General features: G+C 72.3%; 14 protein-coding genes. 8 read left to right on the forward strand and 6 right to left on the reverse strand.

Annotated elements, in window-relative coordinates:
* Window positions 1-135 precede the first annotated feature (135 nt).
* The gene (locus tag ACZ4XJ_RS34665) at window positions 136-876 is read right to left on the reverse strand and encodes a 2OG-Fe dioxygenase family protein (protein ID WP_468498546.1); all 741 of its coding nucleotides are present in this window, start codon (window positions 874-876) and stop codon (window positions 136-138) included.
* A gap of 202 nt (window positions 877-1078) precedes the next feature.
* On the opposite strand from ACZ4XJ_RS34665, the gene ACZ4XJ_RS34670 reads away from it, so the two are divergent.
* From ACZ4XJ_RS34670 to ACZ4XJ_RS34690, 5 genes are all read left to right on the forward strand, one after another.
* Window positions 1079-1312, forward strand: coding sequence for an acyl carrier protein (locus ACZ4XJ_RS34670; protein ID WP_468498547.1), 234 nt, complete (start codon window positions 1079-1081; stop codon window positions 1310-1312).
* A gap of 41 nt (window positions 1313-1353) precedes the next feature.
* Window positions 1354-5439: a type I polyketide synthase gene (locus ACZ4XJ_RS34675; RefSeq protein WP_362884350.1), complete on the forward strand. Its 4086-nt coding sequence runs from the start codon at window positions 1354-1356 to the stop codon at window positions 5437-5439.
* A gap of 128 nt (window positions 5440-5567) precedes the next feature.
* Entirely contained in the window at window positions 5568-7163 is a 1596-nt protein-coding gene (locus tag ACZ4XJ_RS34680; RefSeq protein WP_468498593.1) for a long-chain-fatty-acid--CoA ligase, read from the forward strand.
* A 5-nt stretch (window positions 7164-7168) separates the two neighbouring features.
* Window positions 7169-7960, forward strand: a complete 792-nt coding sequence (locus ACZ4XJ_RS34685; RefSeq protein WP_468498548.1) for a thioesterase II family protein — start codon at window positions 7169-7171, stop codon at window positions 7958-7960.
* Between the two features lie 163 nt (window positions 7961-8123).
* Entirely contained in the window at window positions 8124-8585 is a 462-nt protein-coding gene (locus ACZ4XJ_RS34690) for a nuclear transport factor 2 family protein (protein WP_468498549.1), read from the forward strand.
* Window positions 8586-8661: 76 nt separating this feature from the next.
* On the opposite strand, the gene ACZ4XJ_RS34695 is transcribed toward ACZ4XJ_RS34690, so the two are convergent.
* Window positions 8662-9261 carry a TetR/AcrR family transcriptional regulator gene (locus ACZ4XJ_RS34695; protein ID WP_362884358.1) on the reverse strand — a complete coding sequence of 200 codons (600 nt, stop codon included), beginning with the start codon at window positions 9259-9261 and terminating at the stop codon, window positions 8662-8664.
* 157 nt (window positions 9262-9418) lie between these two features.
* Between ACZ4XJ_RS34695 and ACZ4XJ_RS34700 the strand changes: the two genes are divergently transcribed.
* The 3 genes from ACZ4XJ_RS34700 to ACZ4XJ_RS34710 all read left to right on the forward strand — a co-directional run bounded on the left by ACZ4XJ_RS34700 (window position 9419) and on the right by ACZ4XJ_RS34710 (window position 12749).
* Window positions 9419-10837 carry an MFS transporter gene (locus tag ACZ4XJ_RS34700; protein WP_468498550.1) on the forward strand — a complete coding sequence of 473 codons (1419 nt, stop codon included), beginning with the start codon at window positions 9419-9421 and terminating at the stop codon, window positions 10835-10837.
* Between the two features lie 341 nt (window positions 10838-11178).
* Window positions 11179-11958 carry an AfsR/SARP family transcriptional regulator gene (locus ACZ4XJ_RS34705; RefSeq protein WP_362884362.1) on the forward strand — a complete coding sequence of 260 codons (780 nt, stop codon included), beginning with the start codon at window positions 11179-11181 and terminating at the stop codon, window positions 11956-11958.
* 14 nt (window positions 11959-11972) lie between these two features.
* On the forward strand, window positions 11973-12749 hold the full coding sequence (locus ACZ4XJ_RS34710) for a sirohydrochlorin chelatase (RefSeq protein ID WP_468498551.1): 777 nt from the start codon (window positions 11973-11975) through the stop codon (window positions 12747-12749).
* 26 nt (window positions 12750-12775) lie between these two features.
* Here ACZ4XJ_RS34710 and ACZ4XJ_RS34715 read toward each other — a convergent pair whose 3' ends face one another.
* From ACZ4XJ_RS34715 to ACZ4XJ_RS34730, 4 genes are read right to left on the reverse strand one after another with little or no spacing between them, the layout of a single operon-like run.
* Entirely contained in the window at window positions 12776-13714 is a 939-nt protein-coding gene (locus ACZ4XJ_RS34715; protein ID WP_468498552.1) for an ABC transporter permease, read from the reverse strand.
* The gene (locus tag ACZ4XJ_RS34720) at window positions 13701-14489 is read right to left on the reverse strand and encodes an ABC transporter ATP-binding protein (protein ID WP_468498553.1); all 789 of its coding nucleotides are present in this window, start codon (window positions 14487-14489) and stop codon (window positions 13701-13703) included. The genes ACZ4XJ_RS34715 and ACZ4XJ_RS34720 overlap by 14 nt, the downstream gene beginning before the upstream one ends.
* 6 nt (window positions 14490-14495) lie before the next feature.
* Window positions 14496-15641, reverse strand: coding sequence for an aliphatic sulfonate ABC transporter substrate-binding protein (locus tag ACZ4XJ_RS34725; RefSeq protein WP_468498554.1), 1146 nt, complete (start codon window positions 15639-15641; stop codon window positions 14496-14498).
* Window positions 15642-15643: 2 nt separating this feature from the next.
* Complete coding sequence (locus ACZ4XJ_RS34730) at window positions 15644-16966, reverse strand: sulfate adenylyltransferase subunit 1 (protein ID WP_468498555.1); 1323 nt, start codon at window positions 16964-16966, stop codon at window positions 15644-15646.
* Window positions 16967-16968 lie beyond the last annotated feature (2 nt).

Below are 16968 nucleotides of genomic sequence, written 5' to 3' on the forward strand. Positions count from 1 at the left end.
GTCGAAAGGTCGTTGCCGAAGGACGCCGTCTCCGAAGTGAAACGGTCACCCGTCAGCTGCATACCGTCACCCGAATCACCCGCGAAACGGATGATGACGTGGTCGACGCGGCGGACCTCGGATCGCGTCGGCACGTCAGCCGTTCTGTTCTTCGCGCAGCAGCTCCGGCGCGTGCCGGTAGCCCATGATCAGGACGTCGCGCACGGCCGCCTTCGCGGGGTCGACGGGCAGGATCGGGCGGACCGCGTGGAGGACCTGGGCGTCGGCCCAGTACATGGTGTCCATCTGCTCGGTGAGGCAGAACTCGGTGACGAGTTCCCGGTCGAGGTCGTAGACCTGCGACTCGCCGCCACGGGCGTTGAAGCGACCCATCAGGTGGATGACGCCGAAGTCGACCTCGTCGCGGTGCGGGCCCTCGGGGGTCGGCTCGCCCGTCTCGTCGGGGGTGCTGATGATGCGGAACTGGTGGCACTGGACGTCCCACGGGTCGTCGCGCCAGGCGTCCTCGGGGACCGGGAACGTCTCGAAGTCGGACCGCAGGAGCCGGGTGAGGAGCGGGTTGGCCAGGGTGGTGCGGCTGAGGGGGGCCACGTCGCGGTCGATGCCGCCGGCGTAGTCGTTGGCTCCCATCGACTGGAAGTAGGGGCGGTGGGGACGCAGCCGGACCTCGCCGGTGCGGGGGACGAAGAAGAACCGGTCGTAGCGGCGTTCGCGGAAGCGGGACCCGCCCTTCAGGTACTGGTCCGTCTCCAGGTTCTCCCATTCGGCGGCCAATTCCTTGACGTGTTGCCGCAATTCGGTGTCGATGACGAGCCGGTCGGCCGGCATCAAGGAATATCCGTTGGTCCTGAGCTCTTCCCGTGCTGCGTTCTGCATTGCTGGCTCCTCCGTGCCGGATCTCACGCACTCCTGCTTCCCGAGGTTCCCACAGGACTACTGACGGTGAACTGACAGGGCGGCCGGGTCAGGGGCACGTCAGTCGGTCGTCACACCCACTGTGCTTCACTCGGCCGGTATGACGGAACAATTGGTGTCCTCGCCCGGATCGGAACGCCGCTCGGTTCTCGAAGAAATCGTCGTGGCGGAATTCAAGGCCGCGCTGCTCATGCCCGATGACGAGGAGCTGCCGCTGGACGACAGCTTCTTCGAGCTCGGCATGACGTCCTTGCTGCTGACGTTGGTCAAGCAGCGGCTGGAGGAGCAGCTGGGGCGGGGCATCAGCAGTACGGCGCTGTTCAACCAGCCGACCGTCGAGCGGTTGACGGATTATCTGGCCTCCGAAGTGCTGGCCGACATCTTCGACGTGAACTGAGAGGGGCGGCCGCCATGCCGGGAACACCAGGAACGCCAGGAATGCCGGGCACGCCGGGAGTGCCGCGCAATTCGGGATCCCCGAGCCCTTCTCATGGAAATGCAGATCCGGACGTTCTGCAAAGGCTGGAAGCGGCGGAGGCGGAGATCCGCCGACAGAACGCCGAACTCGGGCAGTTCCTGCTGGAAAAGCACGAGCCGATCGCGGTCGTCGGCATCGGAATGCGTTTTCCCGGCGGGAACGATTCCCTTGCCGCGCTGGATTCCTTCCTGCGGGACGGTCGTTCCGGTATCGGCCCGCTGCCGCGCGACCGGTGGGTTCCCGAGGTGGCCGACGGTGACATCACGGCCGTCGCCGGTGGTTTCCTCGACCGCATCGACGCGTTCGACGCCCAGTTCTTCAACATTCCGCCCAAGCAGGCCCCTTTCATCGATCCGCAGCAGCGGCTGCTGCTGGAGACGGTGTGGCAGGCCCTGGAGGACGCCAACATCGATCCGGCCGGTCTGCGGCACGGCGACGGCGGCGTCTACGTGGGTGCTTCGCCGCTCGACTTCGCGCTGGAGCTGGAGGGGTTGTCCGACGAGCAGCTCGACGGGAGCCTGACGACCGGGCTCGGCGGCTATTCGATGTCGGGGCGGCTCTCGTACTTCCTGGGCTGGCGCGGTCCGAGCCTGACGACGGACACCGCCTGCGCGGCCTCGTTGACCGCGCTGCACCTGGCGGTAGAGGGGCTGCGGCGGCGCGAGTGCGGGATCGCGCTGTGCGCGGCGGTGAACGCGCTGCACAACCCGCGCTCGTTCGTGATCCTCTCGCACGGCCAGATGTTGGCTCCCGACGGGCACTGCAAGACCTTCGACGAGAGCGCCGACGGGTACGCGCGCGCCGAGGGCTGCGGGGCGCTGGTGCTCAAGCGGCTGTCGGACGCGCTGGCGGACGGTGACACGGTGCTGGCGCTGGTGCGGGGTACGGCGATCGGGCAGGACGGCGAGAGCGCGGGGCTCAGCGCGCCCAACGGGACGGCGCAGGAGGCCGTGATGCGGGCGGCGCTGGCCAACGCGCGGCTGGAGCCGGGCGACATCCAGTACGTGGAGGCCCACGGGACGGGCACCCCGCTGGGCGACCCGATCGAGCTGGGGTCGGTGAACGGGGTGTTCGGCGCCTCGCACGACGCGGAGCACCCGCTGACGATCGGCTCGCTGAAGGCCAACATCGGGCACATGGAGCCCGCGGCCGGGCTGGGTGCGGTGCTGAAGGTGATCACGCAGATGCGGGCGGGGGTGTTCTTCCCGCACGTGTGGCGGAACCTGTCCGGGCGGATCCCCTGGGAGACCTACCCGATCACGGTGGCGACGGAGCAGCGGCCGTGGGAGGCGCCGGTGCGCCGGGCCACCGTCAACGGCTTCGGGGTCGCCGGGGCCATCGCGGTGGCGGTCCTGGAGGAGGCCCCGCAGGCCGGATCCGGAGCCGGAGCCGTCCCGCGGGAACCGGCCGTCGACGGCGCCGGGCACATCGCGCCCGGCCAGGTGTTCACCCTGTCGGCGAAGTCCCGGCCGGCGTTGCGGTTGCAGGCCGAGCGGTACGCGCGCTTCCTCGCCGAGCACCCCGGCACTTCCCTGGCGGACCTGTGCCGGACCCGGGCCACGGCCCGTTCGCACTTCCGGTACCGGGTGGCGGCGGCCGTCGCGGACCCGGGTGAGCTGGGCGCGCACCTGGAGCGGTGGAGCGCCCCGCCGCGCGGGGAGGAGAAGCCGGACGCGTTCCGCAAGGTGGCGTTCCTGTTCACCGGCTCCGGTTCGCAGTACGTGGGCATGGGGCGGGCCCTGTACGGCCGCTTCCCGGTGTTCACCCGGTACGTGGACGAGTGCGACGCGCTCTTCGCGCCGCTGCTGGGGCGTTCCGTGGCCGCCGTCATGTTCGGCGGGGTGCCGGACGCGGAGGAGACCTTGGCCCGTACGTCCTTCACGCACGCGGCGTTGTTCACCCTGGAGTACGCGTTGGCCCGGCTGTGGCTGTCGTGGGGCGTGCGGCCCGCCGTGCTGATCGGGCACAGCGTCGGGGAGATCGTGGCGGCGACGGTGGCCGGGGTGTTCACCCTGGTCGACGGGATCACCTTCCTCGCCGCGCGGTCGGCGCTGATCGAGTCGGTGTCGCAGGCGGCGCCGGGCGGCATGGCGGCCGTGTCGGCGCCGGCGGACGAGGTGGGGCCGCTGCTGAAGGTCTGGCCGGACCTCGCGGTCGCGGCGGTCAACGCGCCCGGGCAGTGCGTGATCTCGGGCGGCGAGCGGTCGCTGGCCGAGGCGGTCGAGGCGCTGCGCGCGCGGGAGTGGACGGTGACGCCGCTGCGCGTGTCGGCGGCGTTCCATTCGCCGCTGATGGCGGGGGTGTCGCGGCCGTTGGCCGAGGTGCTGGGTCGGATCTCCTTCCACGAGCCGCGGCTGCCGCTGGTGTCGAACCTGACGGGGCGGATCGCGTCGGCCGCGCAGTTGGCCGACCCCGCGTACTGGGTGCGGCACGTCAACGAGACGGTCGAGTTCGAGGCCGGGGTGCGTACGGTCGCCGAGCGGGGCCGGCACGTGTTCGTGGAGGTCGGGCCGTCGTCGGCGTTGACCTCGCTGGCCCGTCGTTGCGTACCGCGGGAGCAGCACCGCTGGCTGAGCTGCCTGCGGGCCGAGGACACCACCGGGGCCACGCTCGACGCCGCGCTGGCGGGTGCGTACGCGGCGGGGCTGAACCCCGCGTGGGGCGAGGTGTACGCGGGGGGTCCCGGACGGCGGATCCCGCTGCCGGGGTACGTCTTCGACCGGCGGGGCTACCGGCTGCCGGCCCGGCCGGCGGGGCGCGGGCCGGCCGACGGGCATCCGCTGCTGGGGCGCGAGTCCGAACGGGCCGACGGGCAGCGGGAGTTCACGGCGCGGATCAGTGCCGGGCAGCCGGCGTACCTGGCGGACCACACGATCGGCGGCCGGGTGTTCATGCCGGCGGCCGGCTATCTGGAGCTGCTCCTCGCGGTGCAGGACGAGGTGTACGGCGACACCGGGCGGGCGGTGGAGGACGTGCGCTTCCACGAGGCGCTGTTCCTGACCGACCGGCCGACGCTGCTGCTGACCCGGGTGCGACCCGGGCCCGACGGCCGGCCGTCGGTGGAGGTGTCGAGCCGGTCCGCCGACGAAACCGGCGGCGCGGAGCGGTTGCACGCGACGGCCCGGATCGCGGCGGAGCCCGACACCACCGGCGGGCTCGCGGGTCCGGGACGGGAACTGCTGGGGCTGGCCGGTGCGATGGCGGGCGAGGAGCCGTCGCGGGTGCTGGACGGCGAGGAGGTACGGGCGGCGTACGCGCGGGCCGGCCTCGCGTACGGGCCGCAGTTCAGCCGGGCCCGCCGGGTGGCGGCGTACGGCCGGGACTTCGCGGTGACGGAGCTGTCCGGTACGGGCGCCTCCCGCGCGGAGCACCTGCCGCCGCCGCTGCTGGACGGGGCGACGCACGCGCTGGCCGCGCTCACCGACGACGGTCACCGGTACGTGGCCACGAGCGTGGCCCGGCTGCGGGCCTTCAAGAAGCCGCGCGGGGAGCTGCTGCGGTCGGCGGCGCGGGTCGCGCGCGCGACGGCTTCCGACGGGGCCGCCACCGGAACGGCCGCCGGTACGGCCGCAGACCCGGCGTTCACCCTGGACGTGCTGCTGCTGGACGACGGGCCCGGCGCCGGCCGGCCGGTGATGGAACTGTCCGGGATGGGCTTCACCCGGCTCCCGGACCGCCCGGCCCCGACGGCGGACGCCGAGCGGGAGGCGCAACGCGCGGCGGACGCCGCACCACTGGACCCGGCCGCGCTCGCGGCCGCCCCGCCGCGGGAGCGGCACGGCGCGCTGGTCGCGCTGGTCCGGGCCACGGTGGCCGCACTGCTCGCGATCGAGGACGCGGAGTACGTGGACACCCGGGCGGGCTTCCTGGAGCTGGGTGTGGACTCGCTGACGGCGATCGTGCTGAAGAGCCGGCTGGAGGCGCGGTTGCGCGTCCCGCTGGTCTCGTCGGTGGTCTTCGACCATCCGTCGGTGGAGGAGCTCGCCGGACACCTGGCGCACGTCCTCGCCCCGGAGCCCGCCCCGACCGCGCGTCCGAGCTCGTGAACGACCACGGCGTGTACGACCACGCCGTGAACAACCACGCCGTGAGCGGTCCCGACGTGGACAGCCACGGCGTGAAAGACCACGACCTCACCCCACCCACCACACGAACGACACGACGGGGGCACCCCATGGACGACGACACCCGTACGGAGGACCGGACCCTCGCCGCGCGCGCGGCCCGGCACGCCCGGTCCCGGCCCGACCATCCGGCGGTGGTCTGCGAGGACCGCACGCTCACCTACGCCGAGCTGCACCGGGAGAGCAACCGGACCGCGCACGCGCTGCGGGCCGCGGGCCCGACCACCGGCATGCGGGTGGGCTACCTGGGCCGGGAGTCGGAGCACTACTACGACCTGGCGCTGGGCTGCGCGAAGAGCGGGGCGGTCCTGGTGCCGGTCAACTCGCGGCTGACGGCCCGCGAGGTCGAGCACGTCCTGCGCGATTCGCAGGCCGGGTTGCTCTTCGTGGAGCGGGAGTTCCGGTCGGTCGTGGACGGGCTGCGGTCGGTGCTGCCGGAGCTGCGCCAGGTCGTCGAGATGGACTCCGACGACCACGTGGCGGGCGGGTTCCTGGCGTGGAAGGCAGGCCGGCCGGACAGCGATCCGCCCGTCGCGGGCACGGCGGGCTTCGACGACGCGGTCGCGCAGCTGTACACGAGCGGGACGACGGGCCTGCCGAAGGGTGTGGTGTTGGCGCAGCGGACGTTCTTCACGTTCATCGCGGACACCCGGGCACAGGGCGTCGACTGGATCGACTGGCGGCCGCAGGACCGGGGGCTCAGTTGCTTCCCCGGCCTGCACACCTCGGGGTTCGGCTGGTTCATGCACTCGTTCAACGCCGGCGCCACCACGGTGATCATGCGTCAGTTCATCGCGGACGAGGCGACGCGGCTGATCGAACGGCACCGGATCACCACCCTGTGGGCGGCGCCCGCGATGCTGCGGCTGATGCTGACCGAGCGGGGCACGACCCGCGAGACGTTCCGGTCGCTGCGCAAGGTGGTCTACAGCGGTTCGCCCATCGACCGGGAACTCCTGCTGACCTGCATCGACGTACTGGGCTGCGAGCTGGCGCAGGGCTATTCGTCGGCGGAGGCGGGGAGTTTCGTGACCTGTCTGGCGCCGGAGGACCACACCCCGGACAGTCGGGTGTTGGCCTCGGCGGGGCGGGCGTGTCCCGGCAACGAGGTGCGGATCCTGGACGGGGACGGCAACGAGCTGCCGCCGGGCGGGGTCGGCCGGGTCGTCATCAAGAGTCCGGCGCGTTTCCTCGGGTACTGGCGGTTGCCGGAGGTGACGGCCGGGTCCCTGTCGGGCGAGTGGCTGTCCATGGGCGACATGGGGCATCTCGACGCCGACGGCTACCTGTTCCTGGTGGACCGGGTCAACGACACGATCATCGTCGCCGGGCAGAACATCTACCCGACCGAGGTGGAGAACGCGCTGCGCGAGCATCCGGCCGTCGAGGAGGTCTCGGTGTACGGGGTGCCGCACCCGCAGTGGGGCGAGGCGGTACGGGCGGCGGTGGTGCTGCGGCCGGGCGCCGAGGCCACGCCGCGGGACTTCCTGCGGTTCCTGAACGGCAGGATCGCCGGGTTCAAGATCCCGACGGGGTACGACCTGGTCGGCGCGCTGCCGCGCAATCCGACGGGCAAGGTGCTGCGGCGGGTGCTGCGGGAGCGGTTCACCGACCCGGCGGCCGAAACCGCCGCGCCGGCGGTGTAGCGGGCGTGGACGGGATCTCCGTACGGCCGCTCGTACCGCCGGCGACGCTGCCCGACGTACAGGGTGCGGCGCGGTGGCTGCATCCGGCCGACGCCGAACCGGACGGCGGGGTGCGGTTGTTCCTGCTGCACCACAGCGGGGGCGGCGCCTCGATGTACCGGGACTGGGCGGGGCTGTTGCCGTCGGTGGCCTGCCAGGCGGTGCAGTTGCCCGGGCGGCAGGAGCGGCGCCGGGAGGCTCCGTACACCCGGCTCGGTCCGCTGGCGCAGGCCCTGGCCCGGGTGGTGTCGGACGAGCTGGACGGGCGTCCGTACGCGGTGTTCGGCCACTCGATGGGGGCGCTGCTGGGGTACCGGCTGACGGTGGAGCTGGAGCGGCGCGGCCTGCCGCCGCCGGCGCTGCTCGCGGTGTCGGGCTGGGCGCCCGCCGGTTTCTCGGCGCCGGCCGAGCTGTCGGCGGATCCCCTGGTGGCGCTGCGGATGTTGGGCGGGCTGCCGGCAGCGGTCGAGGACGATCCGGAGCAACTGGCGGCGGTGGTCCGTGCGATGGGCGCGGACGCCGCGGTGTGCGCGGACCGTCAGGACGACGGGGCAGCCGTGGGCTGTCCCGTCGTCGCGTACCGCGGCCGGGAGGATCCCCTCCTCGCGCCCGGGGCCATGCGGTCGTGGGCGGGGCGGACCCCGGCGTACCTGGGGTGCCGGACCTTCCCCGGGGACCACTTCTACCTGCGCTCCCACGCCCCCGCCATCACGGCCGACCTGGCCCAGTTGCTGCCGCGGTACGCCGCGGGGCACTGAGCGGGCGGCGTACGGGCCGATCACGGTGATCGGCCGACCGCCCCCGGGGATCCACGCCGGTCCCACCCCGATCCGTCCCCGATCCGTCCCCCATCCGCTGCCGATCTGCTCCGATCCGCTCCGATCCCTCGACCCGTCGATCACGGCGACCCAGGAGGTCCCCATGCTCCCCCGACCCAACGAACTCCTCGCGCGCTACATCGCGTTGTGGAACGAGACCGATCCGGCGCGCCGGCGCGAGAGGGTGGAGGCGCTGTACGCGCCGGACGCCGTCTACGTGTTCTACCGCAAGGACCCCCTCCGCGGTCACGCGGCGATCCTCGACCAACTGGCGTACACGCACCAGGTGTACGGGCCGATGGGCTACGAGTTCCGGTCGTCGAACAACGCCAACGGCCACCACGACGTGGTCCGCTTCAACTGGGTGATGGTGTCGGCGGCGACGGGCGAGATGGAGATGTCCGGTCAGGACATCGTCGTGCTCGCCGAGGACGGGCGAATTCAGGCCGACTACCAGTTCCACGACCGGATGCCCTCGGCGTTCGTCTACGACGACGGGTACGAGGAGCACGGGGTGGCGGTGCGGGCGGCCCGGCCCCGGCGCACCGGTGTCGCGGGTCCCTGACGGGGACCGGACGCGTACGCACCCCGGCCCCGCGGCATTCCCGTGCCGCGGGGCCGGTCGCGTGCCGGACGGTGCGTCAGCGTGCGGCGGCCGTCACGAAGGCCGGGCAGTACTGGCGCAGCACGAGTTCGGTGGTGGCGACGGCCATCCGGGCCGGGCCGTCACCGCCGAGGACCTCGCCGTTGGCCAGGAGGCCGCCGACGATGAGCATGAGCGTGTCGGCCAGGGCCTCCGGGTCGTCCGCGCCGGCTTGGGCGCCCCGGTCGCGGAGCCAGTTGCGCAGGCCCTTGAGGTGCAGTTTCGCCTCTTGGCGGCCCGGGTGCAGCGGGTCGCGGAACTCGCTGGAGGTGTTGTAGTAGATGCAGCCGTGGAAGTCGGGTTCCTGGACGCTGGCGTGGAAGAACTCCATCAGCGCCAGGATCTGGCGGGCCGGGTCGCCGCTGTAGGGCCCGGTGACCTCCTCGGCCCGTTCCCACCACTGGGCGTCGCTCTCGCGCAGCCAGGCCGCGATGAGTTCGTCCTTGCTGGCGAACTCGCGGTAGAGGAGGCTCTTGCCGACTCCGGTCGCGTCGATCACCTGCTGCATGCCGACGGCCCGGACCCCCTGTTCACCGAAGAGTTTGGCCGAGGCCTCCAGAATCCGCCGCCGCGTGCCTGGTGCCGGTGTGCGCGCCATGTCTGAACTCCTTCCCCTCTCCCCCGCGGATCCCAGCATACGTTTGACACAGGGGTTTCGGGGCGCTAGAAATGGACCGATCAGTCCGGGACTGATCGGTCCGTCATTCTTCCTGTTGCGCCACCGCTTCCGACGACACTCCGATCGGAGTCTGATCATGACCGAGGCTTCCCCCACCTCCCCTCCTGTCGCACGGGCGTTACCGCCCACCCCCGCGGTCAAGAGCCTCCCGCTCCTGCTCCTGGTGGTGTGCGCCGTTCAGTTCCTCGACGCGATGGACATCGCGTCCATGGGCCCGGCCCTCCCCCTGGTCCAGGAGGACCTGGGGATGTCCACCTCCTCGCTCCAGTGGGTGGTGTCCGCCTACGCGCTCGGCTTCGGCGGGTTCCTGCTGCTGGGCGGGCGACTGGCCGATCTCTACAACCGCAAGAAGCTGCTGATCGGCTGGCTCGTGGTCTTCGTGGTCGCCAGCATCCTGGGCGGCATCGCCGACGACGGCGTGGTCCTGGTAGTCGCCCGTCTGCTCAAGGGCGTCAGCGCCGGCATCACGGCGCCCGCGGCCATGGCGATCCTGCTCGACGCCTTCCGTGACGAGCAGTCGCGCAACAAGGCGCTCGGCACCTTCCTCGCGGTCGCCTCGGCCGGTTACTCCCTCGGTCTGATCCTCGGCGGCCTGATGGCCGGCGTCTCCTGGCGGCTCGTGCTCTTCGCCCCCGCCGTCGCGGGCGTCCTGGTCGCCCTCCTCGCGGCCTCCGTGGTCCCGTCCCAGCAGGACTCGGGCAAGCGCGGCAGCCTCGACATCCTCGGCGCCGTCACCGTGACGGCCGGCGCGGTGGCCCTGGTCTACGGACTCAGCCGGGCCGCCAGCCACGGCTGGGGCGACGCGCAGACGATCGGCTCGCTCATCGCCGCCGCCGTCCTCTTCCCGCTGTTCGCCGTGGTCGAGAGCCGACACCCGGCGCCGCTGGTGCCGTTGTCCGTCTTCCGCAAGGCCGAGCTGACCCGCGCGCTGGTCGCCATGCTCTTCTTCGGCGCCTACGTCTCCTTCCAGTTCGTCCTGACCCTCTACTACCAGGAGCAGTTGGGCTGGTCGCCGCTCCAGGCCGGCCTCGCCTTCCTCCTCGGTGGCGTCCTGACCGCCGGCACCGCCCGCTACGGCGCCGCGCTGGTCACCAAGTACGGCGCCTGGCCCGTCGCGACCGGCGGTCTGGTCCTGCTGAGCATCGGCTACCTCGGCTGGGTCCTGCTGCTCGGTCAGGTCGACCCGCTGGTCACCCTCTTCGCGCAGCAGCTCCTCGGCGGCCTCGGCTTCGCCGCGGTCTACCCGGCGCTGAACATCGCCGCCGTCGGCACCGCGGCGCCGGACGAGCAGGGCCTGGTCTCGGGCCTGTTCAACGCCGGTGCGCAGATCGGCAACGGCGTGGTCATCGCGATCACCGCCACCGTTTTCTCGCTCTCCGCCGGCGGGGTCGCCCCCTACCGGGCCGGGCTGTGGACCGTCACGATCATCACCCTCTTCGTGACCGCCGTGACCCTGGCGGGCGCCGCCCGCCACCGCAGGTCCGCGACCGTCTGACCGCACCTCCCGGGGGCGCCGCCGCGGCCGCGCCCCCACCCCCGAACGCCGTGCAACATGTCAGGCGCACCCATTGGATCCCCCGCATCCGGCGCCGGACGTGTTGCACGGCATCGTCGTATCCGCCCCCGGGCCCGCGCCGCCGCGCCGGGTCCGGGGGTTTCATTGACACGCTCGCACCTGACCAAGTACGGTCGGGACCGATCGGTCCACTAGAAATTCAGTCTCATTCCAGCAGTGTGAATCGATCGACCGGCGCCACTGCACACGACACCGTTCTCTTTCCATCTCGCGGGGAGATGTTTGTGTTGCTGTTCTCAGTTCTGGGCTCCATAGAGATAATGAAGCACCGCGGCTCGGTACGCCTCGGCGGCGCCATGCAGCAGACGCTCCTGGCGTCCCTGCTCGCCGCCGGCGGATCGCTCCTCACGGTCGACGCCCTCATCCTCGAACTGTGGGGGACCACTCCCCCCGCGAAGGTCGAGAACGCCCTCCAGGCACAGGTCAGCAGGGTCCGCAGGACCCTGGCCGCCGTCGAGCCGGACCGTGAGGGATCCCGGGTGGTGACCAGCACCTCCGGCTACATGTTCCTCTTCGACCGGTGGGAACTCGACGCCTACTTATTCCTGGACACCGTGGACGCGATCCACGCGCGGACGGGAAAGGGCGGCCTTCCCGAGCACCGCCAGAACATAGCGGACCTGCGCGAAGGACTATCGCGCTGGCGCGGTCCGGTATTCGGCGGACTCGCGGGCGGACCCATCTGTCGGACGGCTTCCACGAGATATCTGGAAGCGAGAAATTCCGCATTGATTCTGCTCTACGACCTGGAACTCCGCACCGGCGGTCACGAGCGGATCCTCCCGGAGCTCACCGAGCTCTACTCGCGCAACCCCAACCACGAGCAGTTCTGCATGCTCCTCATGCGGGCCCTGTACCGCTCCGGCCGGCAGCTCGACGCCCTGACGGTGTACCGGCAGTGCCGGCACAACATGATCGAGTCCCAGGGCATCGAACCCTCCCCCGTCCTGAGCCAGTACGAGCGGGCGATCCTCACCCACGACCCGATGCTGCTCCAGAACGAGCCCTACTGGCCCGTTCCCGCCCTCGCCGCGAGCTAGGGGAACCGGAGACGATGGGCGGCTCCGACGAAGACGCCGACGCCGACGCGGCCCCCTCCCGCGTCCTGCTCCTGATCGCCCACGGCAGCCGGGACCCGCGGCACGCGACGACCGTACGCGCGCTCACCCGCCGCATCCGGTCGATGCGGCCCGGACTGCGCGTGAGCACCGCCTTCCTCGACTTCGAACCACCTTCGGTGGCAGCGGAGTTGGCCCTGCTGGCCCAGCACGGCGCCCGGCGGGTGGTGGCCCAGCCCCTGCTCCTGACCCGCGCCTTCCACGCCCGGACCGACCTGCCCCGCGCCTTGCGCGAGGCACCGCCGGCCCTCTGCGTACGACAGGCCGACGTGCTCGGGCCGCACGCCCTGCTGACCGCCGCGCTCGAACGCCGACTGGCCGAGGCGGGCCTGGAGCCCGGCGACCGCGCCGCGACCTCCGTGGTCCTCGCCTGCGCCGGCACCACCGACCCGCGGGCCGTCGCGGCGCTCGCCGCGCTCGCCGCGCAATGGCGGCGCACCGGCTGGTACGACGTACGCCCCGCCTTCGCCTCCGGTGGCGCCCTCCCCCGCACCCGGGACGCCGTACGGGCGCTGCGCGCCGCCGGCGCCCGCCGGATCGCGGTGGCCCCGTACGTACTGGCCCCGGGCCGGCTGCCGGACCGGATCGCGCTCGGCGCCGCCGAGGGCGGCGCGGACGTCGTGGGCGCCGTGCTCGGCGCGGCCCCGGAACTGGCCCGGCTCGTCCTGCGCCGCTACGACGCGACGGTGCGCGCCCCGGCCCTGACGGGCTGAAGCGCGCCTGCCGCCCCGGCGGCGGGTCAACGGCGGTGGCCGCGGCGGGACGCTCCGGCGGCCCGGCTGCCCCGACCGGAAGCGGTGGGCGGCGGGGTCAGCAGACCGCGCCGGCGGAGCATGCGGCGCTCGACCGGGCTGAACACCAGCAGGTCGACGGCGATGCCGACCAGCAGGATCAGCCCGATGGCGAGGAAGATCCGCGCCATGTCGGAGGTCTCGCGCCCCGACTCCAGCAACTGGCCGAGGCCCAGGCCCAGGTCGGGGGAGCTGGCGATGATCTCGGCGGCCATCAGGGAGCGCCACGAGAAGGCCCAGCCCTGCTTGAGGCCGGCCAGGTAGCCGGGGAACGCGGCGGGCATCACGATGTGCCGGGCGCCGCGCAGGCCGGTGGCGCCGAGGGAACGGCCCGCCCGCAGGTACAGCGGCGGGACCTGGTCGATGCCGGAGACGAGGCCGTTGGCGATGGAGGGGGTGGCGCCGAGCAGGATGACGGCGTACATCATCGAGTTGTCCAGGCCGAGCCACAGCACCGCCGGCGGCACCCAGGCCACCGACGGCAGGGACTGGAGGCCGGACAGGACGGGGCCGACCGCGGCGCGCACGGTGCGGACCCGGGAAACGAGCAGGCCGAGCGGGGTGCCGATGGCCAGGGCCAGCAGGAAGCCGGACAGGCCGCGCCAGACGCTGGTCCATACGACGTCGAGGAGGGTGCCGCGCAGCCACAGGTCGACCAGGCTGTCCCACACTGCGGCGGGCGGCGGCAGCATGTAGTCGTCGGTGACCCGCGCCAGGGTGAGCGCCTGCCACACCGTCAGCACCAGCAGGACGGCGACGAGGGGCGGCAGGGCCTTGCCGAGCAGGACGCGGCGCAGGGGGACGCGGGCGGTCTGGTGGGTGTCGAGGGCGTCGAGTCCGGCCAGTTCGTGCGCGCCGGGTCGGGGCCGCAGGTCAGTGCTGGCCATGGCGGCGGATCTCCCCACGCAGCTGTTCGGTGATCTCCAGGGACAGCTCGGCGACGGCGTGGTCCTCGATGCGGCGCGGCTGGTCGATGTCGACGGTCCATTCGCGGGCGACGCGTCCGGGGCGGGAGGACAGCAGGACGACCCGTTGGGCGAGCCGGACGGCTTCGCGGACGTTGTGCGTGACGAACAGGACGGACAGGTTGGTCTCTTCCCAGATGCGGGTGAGTTCGCCGTGCAGGACGTCGCGGGTGATGGCGTCGAGGGCGGCGAACGGCTCGTCCATCAGCAGCAGCCGGCTGCTCTGCGCGAGGGCGCGGGCGAGGGCGACGCGTTGGCGCATGCCGCCGGAGAGTTCGTGGACGCGCTTGCCGTACGAGCCCGTGAGACGGACCAGTTCCAGCAGGCGTTCGGCCTCCGGCCTGCGGTCGGCCTTGGGGACGCCGCGCAGGCGCAGGGCGAGTTCGATGTTCTTGCCCGCGGTGAGCCACGGGAAGAGGGCGTGCTCCTGGAACATCAGGGCGGGCCGGCCTTCGGGGGTGGCGATCGATCCGGCGGACGGCTCGTCCAGGCCCGCGACCAGGTTGAGGAGGGTCGACTTGCCGCAGCCCGAGGCGCCGAGGAGGGTGACGAACTCGCCGGGGGCGACGTCGAGGGTGATGTCGTCGAGGACGAGCTGTGAGCCGGCGGGGCCGGAGAAGGACTTCGAGACGTGCTCGACGCGGACGGCGCTGCGGACCGCCGTGGTGTTCTCCGCGTTGATGAGAGCGGTCGCCATCGCCGGTCACCTCCTTTGGTCGTCGGTGCCCGGACCCGTGAGGGTGACGGGGGGCTGGTGCAGGGAACCGAGGACCTTGTTCAGCGGCCCGAGGTCGTGGATGCCGGTCAGGTCGGGCCGCTCCAACAGGCCCGCGGTGACCGCGTGGTCGGCCTGGGCCCGCAGGGACGCGGCGAGGGGGTCGTCGGTGACGAGGATCCCCGGCCAGGCCCGGTCGATGACGTCGGCCTCCAGTGCCTTGCCGGTCAGGGACTTCAGCGCGGCGTTGGCGGAGGCCTTGGCGCGGTCCGGGTCGGCGTTGATCCACGCGTTGGTCTTCACGGTGCCGCGCAGGACGGCTTCGACCACGTCCGGATGTTCCTTGAGGAACGTCTGCGACACGATCACGTTCGTGATCACGAACCGGCCGCCGGGCCACAGGTCCCGCTCGTCGAGGAGGACCCTGCCGCCTTCGGCGACCAGCTTGGAGGCGGTCGGCTCCGGTACCCAGGCGCCGTCGACGGCGCCGGACCGGTAGGCGTCCGGGGTGACCGTGTTGTCCGTACGGACGACGGAGACGTCCCCCCGGCCACTGGCCGCGTCGACCTTCCAGCCGCGCGCGGAGATCCAGTTCAGCAGGGCGACGTCCTGGGTGTTGCCGCGTTGGGGGGTGGCGATGCGGCGGCCCTTGAGGTCGTCGAGGGTTTTGATCCTCTCCGGGTTCACGACGAGTTTGACGCCGCCGGACGCCGCGCCGGAGATGATCCGCAGGTTGGATCCCTTGGACTTCACGTAGCCGTTGACGGCGGGCGAGGCCCCGATGAACCCGATGTCGACGGCGCCGGCGTTGAGGGCCTCGATCTCGGCCGGACCCGCGTTGAAGGTGACGGTCTTCAGGGCCGTCCCGCCCAGTTCCCGCTGGATCAGGCCTTCGCGTACGCCGACCAGCGCGGTGGCGTGGGTCAGGTTGGGGAAGTGGCCGATCCGTACGGAGTCCGCCGAGAGCTTCTCCCCGACGGCGGCGACCGGCACCGGGCCGCCCGTCGGCCCGTCGGCCTTGGAACCGTAGCCGCAGGAGGTGGCGGCGCAGGCGAGGAGGAGCAGGCAGAGCGCGGCGGCACGGCGCGGACGGCGTCGACGGGGCGGGCGGGGCGGTTGGTGTGGTGGGGGCATGGTCAGGGGGTCCGTTCGTTCTCGGCGTGCGCGGTGAAGGCGTCGCCCGCCATGCCCGCGGTCAGGGTCGTTCCGTCGGCGGGGTCGATCAGCAGGAAGGACCCGGTGCGGCGCGAGTCGGCGTACGCGTCGAGCGCGAGGGGCTCGGCCGTGCGGACGACGACGCGGCCGATGTCGTTGGCCACGAGCCGGCCGGGGTTCGGGTGCTGGGACAGGTCGTCGAGGGTCAGCCGGGAGGGGATCTCCTTGACGATCGCCTTGACCGTCCGCGTCGTGTGCTTGACGAGGACGGGTTGCCCGACGGTGAGCGGCCGGTCGGCGACGTGGCAGACCGTCGCGGTGATCTGCCGGGTGATCGCCGGGGCGGCCGTGGTGGGGGCGATGAGGTCGCCGCGGGAGATGTCGATGTCGTCCTTGAGGCGGAGCGTCACCGACTGCGGGGACCGGGCGATGTCGACGCTCTCGCCGAGGGCGTCGATGCCCTCGATGACGGAGGTCCGGCCCGACGGCAGGACGGTGACGGCTTCGCCGACGCGCAGGACGCCGGAGGCGATCTGGCCCGCGTAGCCGCGGTAGTCGGGGTGTTCGGCGGACTGGGGGCGGATCACGTACTGGACGGGGAAGCGGGCCGGGCAGGCGGTGAGGTCGTGGCTGACCGGGACCGTTTCGAGGTGTTCCAGGACGGTCGGGCCGCCGTACCAGTCCATGTTCGCGGACGGCTCGACCACGTTGTCCCCGGCGAGCGCCGAGATCGGGATCGCGGTGCACCACTCGTCCCGGGGGCCGGCCCCGGGGCCCCAGCCGGGGACGCCGAGGTCGCAGGCGTAGGCGGTGAAGTCCTCCGCGATCGCGGCGAAGACGTTCTCGCGGTAGTCGACGAGGTCCATCTTGTTGACGGCGAGGACGACGTGGGGGACGCGCAGCAGGGCGGCGACGGCGGCGTGCCGGCGGGTCTGTTCGATGACGCCGTTGCGGGCGTCGACGAGGACGACGGCCAGGTCGGCGGTGGAGGCGCCGGTGACCATGTTGCGGGTGTACTGCACGTGTCCGGGGGTGTCGGCGAGGATGAACCGGCGCCGGCTGGTGGCGAAGTAGCGGTAGGCGACGTCGATGGTGATGCCCTGCTCGCGTTCGGCGCGCAGGCCGTCGGTGAGGAGCGCGAGGTCGGGGGCTTCCTGGCCGCGGCGGGCCGAGACGGCCTCGACGGCCTCCATCTGGTCGGTGAGGACCGACTTCGAGTCGTGCAGGAGCCGGCCCACCAGGGTCGACTTGCCGTCGTCGACGGAACCGGCGGTCGCGAAGCGCAGCAGCGTGGTGAAGTCCATGG

It is taken from the genome of Streptomyces sp. NPDC029836 (genome assembly GCF_055574495.1).